Source organism: Micromonospora sagamiensis, from assembly GCF_014680085.1.
Taxonomy (GTDB): domain Bacteria; phylum Actinomycetota; class Actinomycetes; order Mycobacteriales; family Micromonosporaceae; genus Micromonospora; species Micromonospora inyonensis.
The window spans coordinates 3,371,399-3,389,693 of sequence record NZ_AP023438.1 but is presented as its reverse complement, the minus strand read 5'-3'; the positions used below and the strand labels follow the sequence as shown (position 1 = coordinate 3,389,693).

16 protein-coding genes are annotated in these 18,295 nt (G+C 71.1%); 2 read left to right on the top strand and 14 right to left on the bottom strand.

The genetic code is table 11. The annotated features are described in order from the left end of the window. The 14 genes from nuoH to mqnC all read right to left on the bottom strand — a co-directional run bounded on the left by nuoH (position 1) and on the right by mqnC (position 16,054). Positions 1-1,356: an NADH-quinone oxidoreductase subunit NuoH gene (nuoH, locus tag IGA62_RS14905; RefSeq protein WP_145820673.1), complete on the bottom strand. Its 1,356-nt coding sequence runs from the start codon at positions 1,354-1,356 to the stop codon at positions 1-3. After that, on the bottom strand, positions 1,353-3,866 hold the full coding sequence (locus IGA62_RS14900) for an NADH-quinone oxidoreductase subunit G (protein WP_145820675.1): 2,514 nt from the start codon (positions 3,864-3,866) through the stop codon (positions 1,353-1,355). Before IGA62_RS14900 ends, nuoH begins: the two co-directional genes overlap by 4 nt. Then, positions 3,866-5,182, bottom strand: coding sequence for an NADH-quinone oxidoreductase subunit NuoF (nuoF, locus tag IGA62_RS14895; RefSeq protein WP_145820677.1), 1,317 nt, complete (start codon positions 5,180-5,182; stop codon positions 3,866-3,868). The genes IGA62_RS14900 and nuoF overlap by 1 nt, the downstream gene beginning before the upstream one ends. Beyond that, a complete protein-coding gene (nuoE, locus tag IGA62_RS14890; protein ID WP_190289289.1) occupies positions 5,179-6,231 on the bottom strand; it encodes an NADH-quinone oxidoreductase subunit NuoE in 1,053 nt (350 codons plus the stop codon). The genes nuoF and nuoE overlap by 4 nt, the downstream gene beginning before the upstream one ends. Next, complete coding sequence (locus IGA62_RS14885; RefSeq protein ID WP_145820681.1) at positions 6,228-7,553, bottom strand: NADH-quinone oxidoreductase subunit D; 1,326 nt, start codon at positions 7,551-7,553, stop codon at positions 6,228-6,230. Before IGA62_RS14885 ends, nuoE begins: the two co-directional genes overlap by 4 nt. Next, positions 7,550-8,287, bottom strand: coding sequence for an NADH-quinone oxidoreductase subunit C (locus tag IGA62_RS14880; RefSeq protein WP_145820683.1), 738 nt, complete (start codon positions 8,285-8,287; stop codon positions 7,550-7,552). The genes IGA62_RS14885 and IGA62_RS14880 overlap by 4 nt, the downstream gene beginning before the upstream one ends. A gap of 112 nt (positions 8,288-8,399) precedes the next feature. Beyond that, complete coding sequence (locus IGA62_RS14875; protein WP_145820685.1) at positions 8,400-9,077, bottom strand: NuoB/complex I 20 kDa subunit family protein; 678 nt, start codon at positions 9,075-9,077, stop codon at positions 8,400-8,402. Between the two features lie 14 nt (positions 9,078-9,091). Then, positions 9,092-9,457, bottom strand: a complete 366-nt coding sequence (locus tag IGA62_RS14870) for an NADH-quinone oxidoreductase subunit A (RefSeq protein ID WP_145820687.1) — start codon at positions 9,455-9,457, stop codon at positions 9,092-9,094. An 89-nt stretch (positions 9,458-9,546) separates the two neighbouring features. Next, the gene (locus tag IGA62_RS14865) at positions 9,547-10,821 is read right to left on the bottom strand and encodes a geranylgeranyl reductase family protein (RefSeq protein ID WP_145820689.1); all 1,275 of its coding nucleotides are present in this window, start codon (positions 10,819-10,821) and stop codon (positions 9,547-9,549) included. Between the two features lie 136 nt (positions 10,822-10,957). After that, a complete protein-coding gene (locus IGA62_RS14860) occupies positions 10,958-11,188 on the bottom strand; it encodes a hypothetical protein (RefSeq protein ID WP_091458853.1) in 231 nt (76 codons plus the stop codon). A gap of 60 nt (positions 11,189-11,248) precedes the next feature. Continuing rightward, positions 11,249-11,959, bottom strand: a complete 711-nt coding sequence (locus IGA62_RS14855; RefSeq protein ID WP_145820691.1) for a demethylmenaquinone methyltransferase — start codon at positions 11,957-11,959, stop codon at positions 11,249-11,251. An 82-nt stretch (positions 11,960-12,041) separates the two neighbouring features. Further along, positions 12,042-13,238 carry an LPXTG cell wall anchor domain-containing protein gene (locus IGA62_RS14850; RefSeq protein WP_145820698.1) on the bottom strand — a complete coding sequence of 399 codons (1,197 nt, stop codon included), beginning with the start codon at positions 13,236-13,238 and terminating at the stop codon, positions 12,042-12,044. A 146-nt stretch (positions 13,239-13,384) separates the two neighbouring features. Continuing rightward, positions 13,385-14,578: an LPXTG cell wall anchor domain-containing protein gene (locus IGA62_RS14845; protein ID WP_145820706.1), complete on the bottom strand. Its 1,194-nt coding sequence runs from the start codon at positions 14,576-14,578 to the stop codon at positions 13,385-13,387. A 285-nt stretch (positions 14,579-14,863) separates the two neighbouring features. Then, positions 14,864-16,054, bottom strand: a complete 1,191-nt coding sequence (mqnC, locus tag IGA62_RS14840) for a cyclic dehypoxanthinyl futalosine synthase (RefSeq protein ID WP_145820714.1) — start codon at positions 16,052-16,054, stop codon at positions 14,864-14,866. Positions 16,055-16,346: 292 nt separating this feature from the next. On the opposite strand from mqnC, the gene IGA62_RS14835 reads away from it, so the two are divergent. Continuing rightward, a complete protein-coding gene (locus tag IGA62_RS14835) occupies positions 16,347-17,111 on the top strand; it encodes a peptidoglycan recognition protein family protein (protein WP_232625017.1) in 765 nt (254 codons plus the stop codon). A 74-nt stretch (positions 17,112-17,185) separates the two neighbouring features. Next, entirely contained in the window at positions 17,186-18,073 is an 888-nt protein-coding gene (locus tag IGA62_RS14830) for an ATP-grasp domain-containing protein (RefSeq protein ID WP_145820722.1), read from the top strand. Positions 18,074-18,295: the final 222 nt, after the last annotated feature.

Sequence of the window (18,295 nt, the reverse complement as noted above, 5' to 3'; positions counted from 1 at the left end):
TCACACCTCCTTCGAGTCCGGGCCGGCGCCGATGTTGGCCGGCTCCCGCTCGGCCACCACCCGCTTGGTGCGCGGGCTCGGTGGCACCTGCAGGTCCATGGGGGGCACCGGGAAACTGCCGTGCGGTCGGCTGTCGACCTGCTCCTGCAGGCTGGGCTTGCGCACCGGCTTGCGACTCGGCCAGAGCAGTACGGCCAGGAGCAGCACTCCGGCCAGCACACCGACGCCGGTCAGCCGGCCCCGGGTGTCCCAGTCCTCGATCGAGCGCAGCCAGGCCAGCACCAGGATCCAGACCAGGTTGATCGGGAGCAGCACCTTCCAGCCCAGCCGCATGAACTGGTCGTACCGGAGCCGGGGCAGGGTGCCCCGCAGCCAGACGAAGACGAACACCAGCATGACGACCTTGGCGAAGAACCACAGCATCGGCCACCAGCCGGAGTTCGCCCCCTCCCAGAAGGTGGTGATCGGCGCGGGCGCCCGCCAGCCGCCGAGGAACAGCGTCACGGTGAAGGCCGACATGGTCACCATCGCGACGTACTCGGAGAGCATGAAGAGCGCGAACTTCAGCGAGCTGTACTCGGTCATGAAGCCCGCGACCAGCTCCGACTCCGCCTCCGGCAGGTCGAACGGCGCCCGGTTGGTCTCACCGACGGTGGCGATGAAGAAGATGATGAAGCTCGGCATGAGCAGGATCGCGTACCAGCCCGGGGCGGAGAACTCCTGCCCGAAGACGTTCAGCTGGGTGCCGTTGGCCTGGGCGGCGACGATCCCGCTGGTGGACATCGTGCCGGCGGTCATGAAGACGGCGACGATGCTCAGCCCGAGCGCGACCTCGTACGAGATCATCTGGGCGCTGGAGCGGAGACCACCGAGCAGCGGGTACGTCGACCCGGAGGCCCAGCCGCCGAGCACGATGCCGTAGACCGCCATCGAGGAGCAGGCCAGCACCACCAGCACCGCCACCGACACGTCGGTGACCTGGAGCGGCGTCCGGTGGCCGAAGATGCTCACCATCGGGCCGAACGGGATCACCGACAGCGCGGTGACCGCGCAGATCACCGAGACGGCCGGGGCGAAGAAGTAGACGACCTTGTCCGCCGCCTTCGGGAGGATGTCCTCCTTGAAGGCCATCTTGAGACCGTCGGCGAGGGTCTGGAGCAGACCAAACGGCCCGATCTGGTTCGGGCCCGGCCGGACCTGCATGTAACCCACCACGCGCCGCTCGAACCAGACGCCGAGCAGGGTGGCGAGCAGGCCGAAGGCGAAGGCGAAGACGATCTTGATCAGGACCAGCCACCACGGGTCCCTGCCGAAGTCGGCCAGCGTCGGGTCCTGCGCGAGGTAGACCGCGTTCACTGGGATACACCCCCGGTGTTGAGGAGCGGACCCGGGCGGTCGGCGGCGTCCAGGGCCACGCGTTCCGGCGTGGTGGACGGCCCCGCCGCAGCGGAGACGCGTACCACCGTGCCGGACGTCGCGCCGAGGCTGCGCCGGACGGTCGAACCGGGTGAATTGGTCGGCAGCCAGACGACGCCGTCCGGCATCTCGGTGATGGCCGCCGGCAGGGTCAGCGCCCCCCGGTCGGTCCCCACCATCACCGCGTCACCGTCGGCGACGCCGAGCGCCTCGGCGGTGCCCTTGCCCAGCCGCACCACCGGCGTCCGGGCGGTGCCGCCCAGGTGCTCGTCACCGTCGATGAGGCTGCCCAGGTCGATGAGCTGGTGCCAGGTGGCGAGAACCGCCTCGCCCGCGCCCGGCTGGGGTGCCGGCTGTGGCTCCACGGACGGTGCCGACGGCCGGTCGGTCCGGGTGGCCGGCAGGGAACCCAGCTCACGGCGGACGCTCAGCACGTCACCGGTGCCGAGTCGGACCCCGAGCCGGTCGGCGATCGCGTCGAGCACCCGGCCGTCGGACATCGCCGGGGTCTGGAGCACCGCGTCGAACGGCCGCAGCCGCCCCTCCCAGTCCAGGAAGCTGCCGGCCTTCTCGACCACCGGGGCCACCGGGAGGACCACGTCGGCCCGGCGGGCCACCGCGCTCATCCGCAGCTCCAGGCTGACCAGGAACGGCACCTCGTCGAGGGCCTGCTCGGCCAGTCGCGGGTCGGCCAGGTCGGCCGGGTCGACCCCGGCCACCACCAGCGCGCCCAGCGTGCCGGCCGCCGCGGCGGCGATGATCCCGTCGGTGTCCCGACCGGCCTGGCTCGGGATCACCCCGGCCGCGATGTCCCACGCCTCGCCCAGCTCGGCGCGGGCCGCCGGCTCGGTGACCAGGCGTCCGCCGGGAAGCAGGTTCGGCAGGCAGCCGGTGTCCACCGCGCCCCGGTCACCCGCGCGCCGCGGCACCCAGGCCAGCTTCGCCCCGGTACGCCGGGCCACGTCGGCAGCGGCGGAGAGGCCACCGGGGACGGTGGCCAGTCGCTCGCCGACGATCAGGATCGCGCCCTCGGCGCTCAGCGCCTCGGTGACCGTGGCGTGGTCGGCCAGCAGCGGCGCCTCCTCGCCCGGCACCACCCGGGCGAGCTTCGCGCCGAGCTTCTCCAGGCCCCGGGTGGCGAACGGCGCCAGCGCGTAGACCTTGAGCTTCTTCTTCAGGTACGCCTTGCGCAGCCGCAGGAAGAGGATCGGGCACTCCTCCTCCGGCTCCAGGCCGGCCAGCACCACCGCCGAGGCGTTCTCGACGTCGGCGTAGGTGACCTCGGTGATCCCGGCGACGTTGCTGGCCAGGAACTCGGTCTCCTCGCGGGAGACCGGGCGGGCACGGAAGTCGATGTCGTTGGTGTTCAGGGCGACCCGGGCGAACTTGGCGTACGCGTAGGCGTCCTCGACGGTCAGCCGGCCACCGGTGAGCACCGCGGTGCCCTGCCCACCGTCACGGGCGGCGGCCAACCCCTCGGCGGCCACGGTGAGCGCCTCGCTCCAGGACGCCTCGCGCAGCTCACCGGTCTTCGCGTCCCGCACCAGCGGGGTGGTGATCCGGTCGAAGGCGCGGGCGTACTGGAAGCCCCAACGGCCCTTGTCGCAGTTCCACTCCTCGTTGACCTGCGGGTCGTCACCGGCCAGCCGGCGCAGCACCTTGCCCCGTCGCCAGTCGGTGCGCTGGGAGCACCCGGCCGAGCAGTGCTCGCAGACGCTCGGGGTGGAGACCAGGTCGAACGGGCGGGCCCGGAAGCGGTACTGGGCCCCGGTGAGCGCGCCGACCGGGCAGATCTGCACGGTGTTGCCGGAGAAGTACGAGTTGAACGGCACGTCGCCGTCGTCCTCGCCGTCGGCGGCACCGTACGCCTCGTCCCGGTAGATGTTGATCTCCTCGGCGGAGGAGCGGCCCATCAGGTCGATGAACTTGTCCCCGGCGATCTCCTCGGAGAAGCGGGTGCACCGCTGGCAGAGGACGCACCGCTCGCGGTCCAGCAGGACCTGGGTGGAGATGTTCAGCGGCTTCTCGTACTCCCGCTTGTGCTCGTGGAAGCGGGAGTCGGCGCGGCCGGTGGACATCGCCTGGTTCTGCAACGGGCACTCGCCGCCCTTGTCGCACATCGGGCAGTCGAGGGGGTGGTTGAGGAGCAGCAGCTCCATCACCCCCTCCTGCGCCTTCTTCGCGACCGGGGAGGTGAGCTGGGTGCGGACCACCATGCCCTCGGCCACCGTCTGCGTGCAGGAGGCGACCGGCTTGCGCTGCCCCTCCACGTCGACGAGGCACTGCCGGCACGCGCCGGCCGGGGCCAGCAGCGGGTGGTCGCAGAACCGGGGGATCGCGATGCCCATCTGCTCGGCGACCCGGATCAGCAGCGCCCCCTTCGGGGCGGTGACCTGGACGCCGTCGATGGTGAGGGTGACGGTCTCGGTCTGCTTCGCTACGTCGGTCATCAGTGCGCTCCCACCAGCTGCTTGGCCGACAGCCTCGGCGCGGTACGTCCCTCGATGTAGTCGAGGTAGTCCTGCTTGAAGTACTTCAGGGACGAGGTCACCGAGCTGGTCGCACCGTCGCCCAGACCACAGAACGAGCGGCCGAGGATGTTGTCACAGGTGTCGAGCAGGGTGTCCAGGTCCTCGTGGGTGCCCTGGCCGGCGAGGATCCGCCGGTAGACCCGGACCATCCAGTAGTTGCCCTCGCGGCACGGGGTGCACTTGCCGCACGACTCGTGGTGGTAGAACTCCAGCCACCGGTAGACCGCGTAGACCGGGCAGTCCTGGTCGGAGAAGATCTGGGTGGCCGTGGTGCCCAGGATCGAGCCGGCCGCCGCGACGGCCTCGAAGTCCAGCGGGACGTCGAGGTGCTCGGCGGTGAGCAGTGGCGTCGACGAGCCGCCCGGCGTCCAGAACCGCAGGTGGTGACCGGGCTGCATGCCCCCGGCCAGCTCCAGCAGCTCACGCAGCGTGATGCCCATCGAGCACTCGTACTGGCCCGGGTTGGCGATCCGGCCGGAGAGCGAGTAGATCATCGGCCCGGAGGACTTCTCCGTGCCCATGGTCTTCCACCAGTCCGCCCCGCCCAGCACGATGTACGGCACGCTGGCGATGGTGCCGACGTTGTTGACCACCGTCGGGCTGGCGTAGAGGCCGTGCGTCGCCGGGAAGGGCGGACGCAGTCGGGGCTGGCCCCGGAAGCCCTCCAGCGAGTCCAGCAGCGCGGTCTCCTCGCCGCAGATGTACGCGCCCGCGCCCGAGTGCACCACCAGGTCCAGGTCGAACCCGGAGCCGAGGATGTTCCGGCCGAGGTAGCCCCGGTCGTACGCCTCGCGCACCGCGTTGCGCAGCCGGCGGGCGGCGTGCACCGCCTCACCGCGGATGTAGATGTACGCGCGGTTGGCCCGGATCGCGTACGACGCGATGATCACGCCCTCGACCAGCGAGTGCGGGTCGTGCGTCATCAGCGGCAGGTCCTTGCAGGTGCCCGGCTCGCCCTCGTCGGCGTTGACCACGAGGTAGTGCGGCTTGCCGTCGCCCTGCGGGATGAAGCCCCACTTCAGGCCGGTCGGGAAGCCGGCGCCACCCCGACCGCGCAGCCCGGAGTCCTTGACCAGCTGGATCAGGTCGTCCGGGTGCGCCCTGAGTGCCTTGCGCAGGGCGGCGTAGCCGTCCAGCCGCTGGTAGGTGTCGATCCGCCAGGCGTCCGGCGAGAGCCAGCGCTTGGTGAGCACCGGGGTCAGCTTGGCCAGCGTCTCCGGCCGAGGCGTGGTCACTTGTTGGCCTCCGCTTCCTTGAGCGAGCGCTCCTGCGCAGCGGCGTTGTCACCGGCGGGCTTGCCGTCGCCCGCCGGTGCGTTGGCCGCCGCGCCCTCGGCCTCGGCGGCCCGCGCGTCGCGGGTGGCCGGCGAGGTGCCGCCGGCCGGCACCTTGGTGCCGGGCGCGTCCGCGACGGCGGTCTTCGCGTCCGGCTGCCGGGTCTCGGCGGCGCGCACCTCGGGCGACTTGGCGTCCGGGGCCTTCACGTCGGGCGCGGTGCTACCGGTGGCCGCCTGCGGCGACGCCGGGGCCGGCTGGCCCGCCGGGGCCGGCTTCGCGGCCTCGGCCCTGGCCTTCGCCTCGGCGGCGGCCTTGTCGGCTTCGGCCTTGCTGCGGATCGGGGTGTTCGGGTCGAAGCCCGGCACCGAGATGCCGTGCTGCTGCGCCAGGCGCAGCCCGCGCAGGGTCGGCTCGCCCGGCCCGCCGTCGGCGACCGCGCCCTCCCGCTCGTCGGCGAAGCCGGCGAGCTGGACCGCCATCTCCTTGAGGGTGCAGAGGCGGGCGCCCCGGGTCGGCATCGGCCGACCGCCGGAGCGCAGCTCCTCGACCACCCCGAGGGCCGCCTGCGGGTCGACGCCGTCGAAGAAGTCGTAGTTGACCGTCATCACCGGGCCGTAGTCGCAGGCCGCGAGGCACTCGGCGTGCTCCAGGGTGATCTTCCCGTCGGCGGTGGTCTCGTCGTGCCCCACGCCCAGGTGCTCGGCGAGGGTGTCGTAGACCTCCTGGCCGCCGAGCACGTTGCACATCGTGTTGGTGCAGACGCTGACCAGGTAGTCACCGGTCGGCCGGCGCTTGTACATGGTGTAGAAGGTGGCGACCGCGCCGACCTGGGCCTTGTTCAGGCCGAGCACCTCGGCACAGAACTCGACCCCGGCCGGGGAGACGTACCCCTCCTCGGACTGCACCAGGTGCAGCAGCGGGAGCAGCGCGGAACGCGACCGGTCGGCCGGGTAACGGGCGATGATCTCCCGCGCCCGGGCCCGGGTCTCTTCGGTGAAAGTCGTCATCGGTCACAACCACCCATCACGGGGTCCAGCGAGGCACCACCGGCGATCACGTCGGCGATCAGGCCACCCTCGGCCATGGCCGGGAGCGCCTGGAGGTTGACGAAGCTCGGCTCCCGGTAGTGCACCCGGTACGGCCGGGTGCCGCCGTCGGAGACCGCGTGCACGCCCAGCTCGCCGCGGGGCGCCTCGATCGCCACGTAGACCTGGCCCGGCGGGACCCGGAAGCCCTCGGTGACGAGCTTGAAGTGGTGGATCAGCGACTCCATCGACTGACCCATGATCTTCGCGACGTGCTCCAGCGAGTTGCCCATGCCGTCGACGCCGATGGCGAGCTGCGCCGGCCAGGCGATCTTCTTGTCGGCGACCATCACCGGGCCCGGCTTCAGCCGGTCGAGGGCCTGCTCGACCAGCTTGAGCGACTCCCGGATCTCGGCCAGCCGGACCTGGTAGCGGCCCCAGACGTCGCCGTCCGGGTGGGTCGGCACGTCGAACTCGTACGTCTCGTAGCCGCAGTACGGCATGGTCTTGCGCAGGTCCCAGGGGAGCCCGGCGGAGCGGAGCACCGGCCCGGTCACGCCGAGCGCCACGCAGGCGGTCACGTCGAGCACGGCGACGTTCTTCGTCCGCTCGGTCCAGATCGGCTGCCCGGAGAGGAGGTCCTCGTACTCCTTGAGCTTCTTCGGCATCTCCTTGAGGAACTTGCGGATCTTGACGATCGCCTCGTCCGGCACGTCCTGGGCGACCCCGCCCGGTCGGACGTACGCGTGGTTCATCCGCAGGCCGGTGATGATCTCGAAGATCTCGAGGATGTACTCCCGCTCCCGGAAGCCGTAGAGCATGATCGAGATGGCGCCCAGCTCCATGCCGGTGGTGGCCAGCCAGACCAGGTGCGAGGAGATCCGGTTCAGCTCCATCATCAGGACCCGGATCGTGGTGGCCCGCTCGGTGATCTGCTCGGAGATGCCGAGCAGCTTCTCCACCGCCAGCGCGTACGCCGTCTCGTTGAAGATCGGCGCGAGGTAGTCCATCCGGGTCACGAAGGTCGAGCCCAGCACCCAGTTGCGGTACTCGAGGTTCTTCTCGATCCCGGTGTGCAGGTAGCCGACGACCGAGCGCGCCTCGCGGACGGTCTCGCCCTCCAGCTCGAGGACCAGCCGCAGCACCCCGTGTGTGGACGGGTGCTGCGGACCCATGTTGACCACGATCCGCTCGTCGTTGATCGGGTCGGTGCCGGAGACGACCCGGTCCCAGTCCCCGCCGGTGACGGTGAAGACCTTGCCCTCGGTCGTCTCGCGCTCGGTGGCGTAGCTCGGGGTGCTCACTGGTAGGACCTCCGCTGGTCTGGCGGTGGGATCTCCGCGCCCTTGTACTCGACGGGGACACCGCCGAGCGGGTAGTCCTTGCGCTGCGGGTGCCCCTCCCAGTCGTCCGGCATGAGGATCCGGGTCAGGTTGGGGTGGCCGTCGAAGACGACGCCGAACATGTCGTACGTCTCCCGCTCCTGCCAGTCGGCGGTCGGGTAGACGGCGGTCACGCTCGGCAGGTGCGGGGCCTCGGCCGAAACGGCGGCCTCCAGCCGTACCTGGCGGCGGTAGGTCATCGAGGTCAGGTGGTAGACCACGTGCAGCCGGCGCTCGTCCGCGCCGAGGTAGTCCACCCCGGAGACCGAGGAGCACAGCTCGAAGCGGAGGGCGAGGTCGTCCCGCATCACCTGGCAGACCTCGGCGATCTTCTCCGGGCGGACGTGCAGGGTCAGCTCGCCCCGGTCGACGACGACCTTCTCGATCGCCTCGTTGAAGGCCGGGTACGCCTCCTCCAGCGCGTCGCGGACCTCGTCGAAGTAGCTGCCGTACGGCCGGGCGGCCTCCTCGATCGGTCGGCGCGGCCGGACCAGGCCGCCGAAGCCGGAGGTGTCACCGGAACCATGGATGCCGAACATGCCCCGGCCGGCCGGGCTGGCCGGCGGGTACTCGGCCGGCGCGGTGCTGCTGGCGCCGGCCGGCGTCACCGGCACCGGGACGCCCCCGTCGTTCGGCTTGTCGTTCGGTGCGGTCACCGTACCCACCTTCCGTTCGCGACTGCGGGGCTCGCGCACTCACTCCTCGCGCTCACCGCGACCCACCCTCCGTTCGCGACTGCGGGGCTGCGCTCCGCGGCACTCCTCGCGCTCACTTGATGCCCCGGGGTGGCTGGAGGTGGTTCTGGGCCTTCATCCAGTTCTCGATCCGGAGCTGCTCCTCGCGCCCCTCCCGGACCGCCTGGGTCCACTCGGCGCGGCGGGCCTTGTCCTCCCGGTACGAGGACGGCATGGAGCCGTAGGGGACGACCGGGACGTCACCGCGGGCCTGGCGGGCCTCCAGCATCTTGCGGCCGTTCGGGCCGAGCGGCTCGTGCCCGATCTTCTCGCGGAGCTTGAGGATCGCGTCGATCAGCATCTCCGGCCGGGGCGGACAGCCGGGGAGGTACATGTCGACCGGGACGACGTGGTCGACGCCCTGGACGATGGCGTAGTTGTTGAACATCCCGCCGCTGCTGGCGCAGACGCCCATCGAGAGCACCCACCGGGGCTCGGCCATCTGGTCGTAGATCTGCCGCAGGACCGGGGCCATCTTCTGGCTCACCCGGCCGGCGACGATCATCAGGTCCGCCTGGCGGGGCGAGGCCCGGAAGACCTCCATGCCCCAGCGGCCCATGTCGTAGTGCGGGCCACCGGCGGCCATCATCTCGATGGCGCAGCAGGCCAGGCCGAAGGTGGCGCCCCAGACCGACGACTTCCGCGACCAGTTGACCAGCTTCTCCACCGAGGTCAGCAGAATGCCGGCGGGAAGCTTCTCCTCGATACCCATGTGAGGTTCCTCCCTCAGTCCCAGTCCAGGCCGCCGCGCCGCCACACGTAGGCGTACGCGACGAAGACCGCGACGATGAACAGGACCATCTCCACGAAGCCGAAGATCGGCAGGGCGTCGAACGAGACCGCCCAGGGGTAGAGGAAGATGATCTCGATGTCGAAGACGATGAAGAGCATCGCCGTCAGATAGAACTTGATCGGGAACCGGCCACCGCCGACCGGCTGCGGGCTCGGCTCGATGCCACACTCGTACGCCTCGAGTTTGGCCTTGTTGTAGCGGCGCGGGCCGGCGAGGCGTGCGGACGCGATCGAGAAGAGCGCGAACGCCGCAGCGAGGGCGAACAGCCCGATGATGGGTGCGTAAGGCGAGAGCGTCATCGTTGTCTCCTGCTCGTCCTTCCCTGCCCTCGGTCGATGGCGAAATCACACTATTCACTTCACCTCCGGCAACCGTCGCCGGGGTGTGGCTAGACCGCTGGAGCCGCCTTCGTCATCGCGTTGATGACCCGGTCCATCGCGTCCCCGCCGCGCGGGTCGGTCAGGTTGGCCAGCAGTTTCAGCACGAAGCGCATGAGCATCGGGTGCGGCATGCCGTGCTTGGTGGCGATCCGCATGATCTCCGGTCGGCCGATCAGCTTCACGAAGATCCCGCCGAGCCGGTAGTACCCGCCGAACCGCGCCTTCAGCTCGGTCGGGTACGCCGTCAGCGCCCGCTCGCGCTCCGCGCCCGCCGGACGGGCCAGCGCCTGCACCGCGATCTCCGCGGCCAGTTCGCCGGACTCCATCGCGTACGCGATGCCCTCGCCGTTGAAGGGGTTGACCATTCCACCGGAGTCGCCGACCAGCAGCACACCCCGGGTGTAGTGCGGCACCCGGTTGAAACCCATCGGCAGCGCCGCGCCGAGGATCGGACCGTCGGCGTTCGACTCGTCGGTCATGCCCCAGTCGGCCGGGGTGTTGGCCAGCCAGTCGGTGAGCAGCCGCCGGTAGTTCGTCTTACCGAAGGCGGAGGAGGAGTTGAGCACGCCCAGGCCGACGTTGACCCGGCCGTCACCGAGGCCGAAGATCCAGCCGTACCCGGGCAGCAACGCGTCGCTGCCCTTGCTCCGCAGTTCGAGCCAGGATTCGAGGTAGTTGTCGTCGTGCTTGGCCGGGCACCGGTAGTACCGCCGGACCGCCACGCCGATCGGACGGTCCTCCCGCTTGGCCAGGCCGAGCGCGAGGGGGAACCGGCCGGAGACGCCGTCGGCGGCGACCACCAGCGGGGCGTGGAAGGTGGCCGGGGTCTTGTCCGGGCCGACCTCGGCCTCGACGCCGGTGACCCGGCCGGTGGGGTCGAGCACCGGGCCCATGACGTTCACGCCGGTGCGCAGCTCGGCGCCGGCCGCGACGGCGCGCCGGGCGAGCAGGTCGTCGAAGTCCAGCCGGGTGCGCACGAGACCGTAGTTGGGGAAGCTGGCGAGGTCGGGCCAGTCCAGCTCCAGCCGCAGGCCGCCACCGATCACCCGCAGGCCCTTGTTCTGGAGCCAGCCGGCCTCCGGCGAGGTGTCCACGCCCATCCGGATGAGCTGCCGGACCGCGCGCGGCGTCAGTCCGTCACCGCAGACCTTCTCGCGGGGAAACTCGGTCTTCTCGAGCAGCAGCACCCGGACCCCGTGCCGCGCCAGGTGGTACGCGGTCGCCGAGCCGCCTGGACCGGCGCCCACGACGATCACGTCGGCGTCGTGTTCCACCGCCGTCATCCGGGCCTCCTCCCCATACGCTCGTGAAACGCTTCACAAGCCAGTCGGGGAGGAGTCTATGACCGTCTTTACCCCCGCCCAGGGTTAGGTGACCCTAACTTCCCTGGAGGGGGGTGCCGGGAGCCTGAGTGAACGCTCAGGGATGGCCGGGAGCCGCCCTGTCCAGCCCCGCGTCGAGCCGGATCGCCTCGGGCAACTGGTCGCGCAGCGCCCCGCCGGCCACCCGGTCCAGCGCCGTCAACACCTCCAGCACCACCTGCCGGACGGTGGCCGGGTCGGCACCCGCGAGCTGCCGGAGCTGGGCGACGAGTTCACGCGTGTCGTCCTCGTCCGCGGTCACCCCGTACGCCTCGTCTGCTCCCGTCATGGCGGACAGCATACGGGGTCAAAGGCTACTTAAAACGGATAACACGGAACATGAGGGCGACTAGGTGCGGACCGCCCGGTGCAGCGCCGCGATGCCGCCGGTCAGGTTGCGCCACGCCACCCCGCCCCACCCCGCGGCACCGATCCGCGCGGCCAGCGCCGGCTGGTCGGGCCAGGCCCGGATCGACTCGGCCAGGTAGACGTAGGCGTCCGGGTTGCTGGAGACCGTCCGGGCCACCGCCGGCAGGGACCGCATCAGGTACGACAGGTAGAGCGTGCGGAACGCGGGGTTGACGGGGGTGCTGAATTCGCAGACCACCAGCCGCCCGCCGGGCCGGGTGACCCGGGCCAGTTCACCCAGGGCCGCGTCCGGATCCGACACGTTGCGCAGGGCGAAGGAGATGGTCACCGCGTCGAAGGTGGCGTCGGCGAAGGGGAGGCGCAGCGCGTCCCCGGCGAGCAGTGGCACCTCCGGCCGCACCCGCCGACCGGCGGCGAGCATGCCCAGGCTCAGGTCGGCACCGACGGCGTAGGCCCCGCTGCGGGCCAGTTCCTCGGTGGACACCCCGGTGCCGGCACCCACGTCCAGCACCCGTTCGCCGGGCTCCAGCGCCAGCGCGGCCCGGGTCGCCCGGCGCCACCCCCGGTCCTGGCCGAAGGAGAGCACGGTGTTGGTCAGGTCGTAACGGGCGGCCACGCCGTCGAACATCGCGGCGACCTCGTGCGGCTGCTTGTCCAGGCTGGCGCGATGGCCCTGCGGGGTACGGCTCACTCCCCCACTCTGCCAGCCCGGTGCACACGACGGCCGGGCGGGATGGTCACCCATCCTGCCCGGCCGTGGTGTGTCACCGGCGTCAGTCGGTGGACCTCTCGTCGGCCGGGGTGACCAGCACCACCCGACGGCGACGGGAGAGCACCAGCAGCGCCCCGCCGACGAGCAGGACGGTGCCGCCGACGCCGCCGATCAGGCCGGCCTGGACGCCGGTCACCGGCAGCCCGCCGCCGCCACCGGCCACCGGCGGGACGCTCGGGGAGGCCGTCGGCGAGGTGGTCGGCCCCGACGTGGGGGCGGTCAGGTCCACGAAGACGTCGAAGACGGCGCTGTTGTCGACCTCGTCGACCTCGGAGAACGTCCGGCGCTGCGCCGGTCCGGCGACCTCCGGCTCCTCCTCCGGCTCGCCGTCGACCACCCGGTCCAGGCCGGCGGCGAAGATGTTGCCGATCCGCAGCACCGGCTCGGTGACCTCCTTGGCCACCGTCACCCGCACCGTGGCGGTGTAGAACTCACCCGGCTTCAGCACCACCGCCGGGTCCTCGCAGAACGCCTGGGCGAACCCGAGGAAGTCCTCCTGGACGCAGTTCCCGGGCAGCTCGGCGAAGCTGACCCCGGCCGGCAGGGTGATGCCGTAGAACAGGCCGGTCGCCCGCCGGCTGCCACCGTTGTAGACGGCCCAGTCCAGCGGAGCGGTCCCGCCCGGCCGGACCGGCCGCAGGCCGGTCTCCTCGTCACCGTCGACGACGACGTCGGCGTAGACGTCCTGGGCCCAGGTGACCAGGTCGTAGCCGGGCCTGGTCACGTTGAGGTCGACCTCGACGGTGTTGTCCTCCAGGTCCGCCTCCGCGGTCTCGGAGGTGATGGTGACCACCAGGGTGCCGGCGGCACCGCGCTTACCGGTGCTGAACAGCGGGATACCGAAGTCCTCGCTGGTCCCGGCGGTCAGGTCGCCGAGGACACAGGAGTAGACGGCCTTGCCCTGCTCCTGGCAACCGTCGGGGACGGAGAGGCCGACCTTCTTCTGGTTGACCTTCCGGAAGTCCACCTTGACGGTGACGTTGCGGGCGTCCGCCGTGCCCCGGCTGTTGTCCACGGTGAACTTGAAGGGCTTGGCCTTGGCCTCGGAGACGCCCTTGGCGAGCTGGCCGCTGACCGGGATGAGAGCCAGTTCGGCCTGGTCGGCCGCGTGGGCCGGGGCGCCGACCGCGACCAACCCGGCCGTGAGGAGGGTCACGGCGCCGGTGCGGGCCAGCGCCGTGCGAGTGAACAGGTTCATGCGGTCCCTCGGGGTTGGGAGAGGTGGGACAGGCGCGGCCCGGACGGGGCCGCGCCTGAAGACAGTGGGGGCGGGACGGTCACCCATCCCGCCCCCACCGCGGTGCGTTATGTAAACGGCCCGCACGGGCCGGTTGAGGACGACCGTCAGACGGTCGACTTCTCGTCGCCCGGGGTCACCAGGACCACCCGGCGACGACGGGCGGCCAGGAACATGGCGCCACCGGCGAGCAGGACCGCGCCGCCGATACCGCCGATCAGGCCGGCCTGCGGACCGGTCACCGGCAGGCTGCCCCCGTCGCCGCCACCGGAACCGCCCTTGGCGGTGACGACGACCGCGTAGCCGTCGGTGTTGTCGCTGGCGTCCACGTCGGTGGCCCGGATGCCGGTGACGTTCTCCGGCAGCTTGTTGGCCTCCCGGGCCATGCCCCGCAGGCCCCGCTCCGCCACGATCGGCTCGACGGTCACGCTGCCGCCGGTGAGGCTGCCGGCCTTGACGTCCGCGCCGACCGAGAGCAGGTGGAAGAAGTCACCGCCGGAGAAGACGTCGTCGTTGCCGTCGGTGTCCTCGTCCACCGGGACCAGCGGAAGCTGGCGGTAGGTGCAGACGGCCTCGGTGTTGGCCGCGTTGTACTCGCAGTCCGGCTCCGCCTCGGTGAAGGTCACACCCTTGGGGAGCTTGACCGTGACGGTGAGACCCGCGGTCGCCTGGTCGCCCTGGTTGACCACGAAGTACTGGAGCAGTCCGGTCTGGCCGGCGTGCAGGTCGCCGACGATGCTGAGCTCGCCGTCCTCGCCGACCTTGACCGCCTGCTTGACGTCACCGGCGAGCACGAGCAGGTCCGGGCCGCTCTCGTCGGTGAGCTCGATCGTGGCGGTCTTGCTGTTGTTGCTGGCGTCGGTGTCGTCCGTGGACTCGATGGTGAAGGTGACCGGCGCCTTGTACGTGCCCTTGATGTCTTCCTGCTTGAAGAGCACCACCGGAAGCTCGACCGTCTCGCCCGGGCCGGGCAGCAGCTCGGTCGGCACGATGCAGGTCCAGTCGGCGACGTTCAGGCTGCAGTCGGGCACGGCCGGGAGGGGCACGGCCTTTTCGGTGTCCACCTTCGACAGGTCCGCGCTGATCGACAGGTTGGTCGGGGTGTTCTTGCCCTTGTTGGTGACCTTGGCGAAGACGACCTTTCCGTCGGCGCCAGCGGCGACCCGGGTGCCGACGACGTCCAGGGCAAGGTCGGTCTCGGTGCCGGCGGCCTGGGCCGGAACGCCGAGCGCGGTGAACACGCCGGAGGCCAGGAGTGCGGCAGCGCCGACCCGCGCGAGCGCTCGGTTACGGAAAATCATGAAGACGTTCCCCCATGGAAGACGGGAAGAGAATGCGTCCGGGCACAACGTCCGCCCGGGGCCGCCGACCGCACGTTATCGGTCGACGATCGCCCCCGCCACCCCTTCGGGAAACCCGGGGTGAGCTGCTTACCTAAGAATCACTTAAGGATTGTCCGAATTGATGCGCTTGCCGGACGGATCCGCAGGTCACACTGGCCCCAATGGTCACAGTGATCAACCCTCCCGCCGAGCAACCATTGCCCGTTCGGTCGATCCCGGAAAAGGACGGTGATTACCGACCGTTCACTGGACATCAACCAGAGGCAGCGGACGGCCGACCCCGCCCCCCGCAATCGCGATCGACGAGAAATGCGACACGACGCGGTCGTCGGTCGGGTCGTCCGCCGGAGTGTGATGAATCGCCAACCGACGGTAGAGGGTGTCCCGCTGCGCCGGGATCCGGTCGGCCGACCGGATCATCGCGATCAGCTCGTGCAGGTTGGACCGGTGCCGCGCGCCGGCCGAGGAGATGACGTTCTCCTCCAGCATGATCGAGCCGAGGTCGTCCACCCCCATGTGCAGGGCCAGCTGGCCGACGTCCTTGCCGGTGGTCAACCAGGATGCCTGGAGGTGCGGCACGGTCTCGAAGAAGAGCCGGGCCACCGCGACCAGGCGCAGATACTCCAGGGTCGTCGCCTGGGTGCGCCCCTTCAGGTGGTTGTTCTCCGGCTGGTACGTCCACGGGATGAAGGCACGGAAGCCCTTCGTCCGGTCCTGGACGTCGCGGATCATCCGCAGGTGCTCGATCCGCTCGGCGACGGTCTCGCCGGTGCCCATCATCATGGTGGCGGTCGACTCGACCCCCTGCCGGTGCGCCAGCTCCATGACCTCCAGCCAGCGCTCGCCCGACTCCTTCAGCGGCGCGATCGCCCTGCGGGGTCGCTCCGGGAGCATCTCCGCCCCGGCCCCGGCGATCGAGTCCAGCCCGGCGGCCTTGATCCGGGCGATCGCCTCGTCCAGGCTCACCCCCGAGACCTTCGCCATGTGCAGGATCTCGCTCGGCCCGATCGAGTGGATGGCGAGCTGCGGGTACGCCTTCTTCACCGAGGAGAACAGTTCCTCGTAGTACTCGACGCCGTAGTCGGGGTGGTGGCCGCCCTGGAGCATCACCTGCGTCGCGCCCAACTCGACCGCCTCGCCGCAACGGCGCAGGATCTCCTCGGTCGGGTGGGTCCACCCCTCCTTGTGCTTCGGCGCGCGGTAGAAGGCGCAGAACTTGCACGCGGTGACGCAGACGTTGGTGTAGTTGATGTTGCGGTCGATCAGGTACGTGACGATGTTGTCCGGGTACCGCCGCCGCCGTACCGCGTCGGCCGCCTCGCCGAGGGCGTGGAAGGGCGCCTCGGTGTAGAGCAGCAGCGCCTCCTCGGGCGTGATCCGCCCGCCGTCCGCGCCGCGCTGCAGGATGTCGTCGATCTCCCGGCTCACACTCACACCTGCGAGCCTACGTCGGTCGTTCGATCACCGGCACGCCCCTCCGACCAGGGTGACGCAGGCCGTAGGCCGCAGTCGGTCAGGCCGCCGGACCGGACAACTCCGACGTACCCTCGTCGCCCACGCGATCCGGGCGCCCCCGGTAGTTGCCCAGCACGTCGGCGAGTTCCGCCCGGATGAACCCGTTCCCCACAGCGCATTGATCCCTTACGATCTTCGCCATGCCTGCCGAGAGATCCTTAGCCGCCCCTGGCGCGCTGACCGGCCGCCGCGCTGACCCGCCGGAGGCGTGATGGCCACCATTCCCTGGCTCGTCGACGTACTCCGCACCGCCGGGGTCCAGGTGGTCGAGCACGGCAACTGGCTCGGCCGGGTCGCCGGCAGCTCGTTCAACCCGATCGGCGTGCTCTGGCACCACACCGCGGCGACCTCCAGTGCCAGCAACCCGCACCCCGCGCTGAACATCTGCATCAACGGCCGCTCCGACCTGCCCGGCCCGCTCTGCCAGGCGCTGGTTGACTACCACGGTGTCTTCCACGTCATCTCCGGTGGCCGGGCCAACCACGCCGGCACCTGCCGGGGCAGCGGACCGATCCCGGCCGGCGACGGCAACACGATGCTGATCGGCTGGGAGATCGACTACAACGGGGTCAACCAGGCGATGACCCCCGCGCAGTACTCCGCCTCGGTGCTCGCGACCGCCGCCGTGCTGCGCCAACTCGGGCGGGACGCCAGCCACGCCCGCGGACACCGGGAGACCAGCACCAGCGGAAAGATCGACCCGTCGTTCATCGACCTCGACTCGATGCGCGCCGACGTGGCCCGTCAGCTCACCGGCAATCCCCCCCTCGACCTGTGGAAGGACGACATGAAGCTGATCCAGTCGCCCGGCCGGGGCATCGCCCTGGTCGGCCCCGGCTACTTCCGGCAACTGCGCAACGACGAGGAGGTGCACGCCGCCGTCGCACTGGCCGGCAACCCCCTGGTCGGCAACGACCGTCAGTTCGACCTGTGGCGCAGCATCGCCTACGACGGTCAGGTCAAGGCCCCCAGCTGACCTGCGTGACTCCGGCGCAACGCGGCCGTCGGTGACCCCGCTCCGGGGTGGCGGCGTCCGGCGAGGATGGCGGGATGCTGCTGCTGGTACCCGCCGACCCGCTCCGCGCCCACCGTCCCGACCCGCACTTCGCGCCGGAGGCGACAACGGCCCGGGAGGCCGGCGTACCGGTCGCGGTGGTGGACCACGACGCGCTCGTCCGGGGCGACGCGGCTGCCGCGCTGCGGCGCCTGCCCGAGGCGGGCGAGGCGGTCTACCGGGGCTGGATGCTCCGCGCCGAGCGGTACGCGGCCTTCGCGGACGCGTTGGCCGCCCAGGGCGTCACCCTCCGCACCGGAGCCGCGCAGTACCGGCGGGCGCACGAACTGCCCGGCTGGTACCGGGAACTGGCGTCGGTGACCCCGGCGACGACCTGGACCTCGGGCGACGCGCGTACGGCCTTCGACCGGGCCCGCGCCGATCTGGGCGACGGCCCCGCAGTGCTCCGCGACTACTGCAAGTCGATGAAACACCACTGGGACGAGGCGGCGTTCATCCCCGACCTGGACGACGCCGAGGCCGCCTGGGCGGTGGCCCGCCGGTTCCGCGAGCTGCGCGAGGACGACTTCGTCGGCGGGTTCGTGCTGCGCCGCTTCGAGCGGTTCACCTCGGCGGAGGTCCGGACCTGGTGGTGCGACGGCCGGTGCGTGCTGGTCGGCCCGCACCCGGACACCCCGGACCGACCGCCCGTCGCCGACCCCGACCTGGCCGCTGTCGCGCCGCTCGTCGCCGCGCTGGCGCTGCCCTTCGTCACGGTCGACCTGGCACTACGCGACGACGGCTTCTGGCGGGTGGTCGAGCTGGGCGACGGTCAGGTCAGCGACCGGCCCCCCACCGTCGCTCCGGCCCGCCTCCTCACCCCGCTCCTCGACCCGCTCCCCACCCCCAACTCCGTCGATCATGGACTCGCGGCGCCTGACTAGTGGCAATTGTGAGGCTTGGGCGGTGCCCGAAGTCCATGATCGACGGGGTGGGCGGGGGTGGGGGTGGGGGTGGGGTGGGGGTGGGGGTGGGGTGGGGGTGGGGGTGGGGGTGGGGTGGGGGTGGGGTGTAGCAGGGGTGGGGGTGATCAGGGGGTTTTCCACAGGGGGCGGAGTTGTCCACAGGTGGGGCGTCGGGGGTGGGAGGGGCGGTGAGGATCGCGG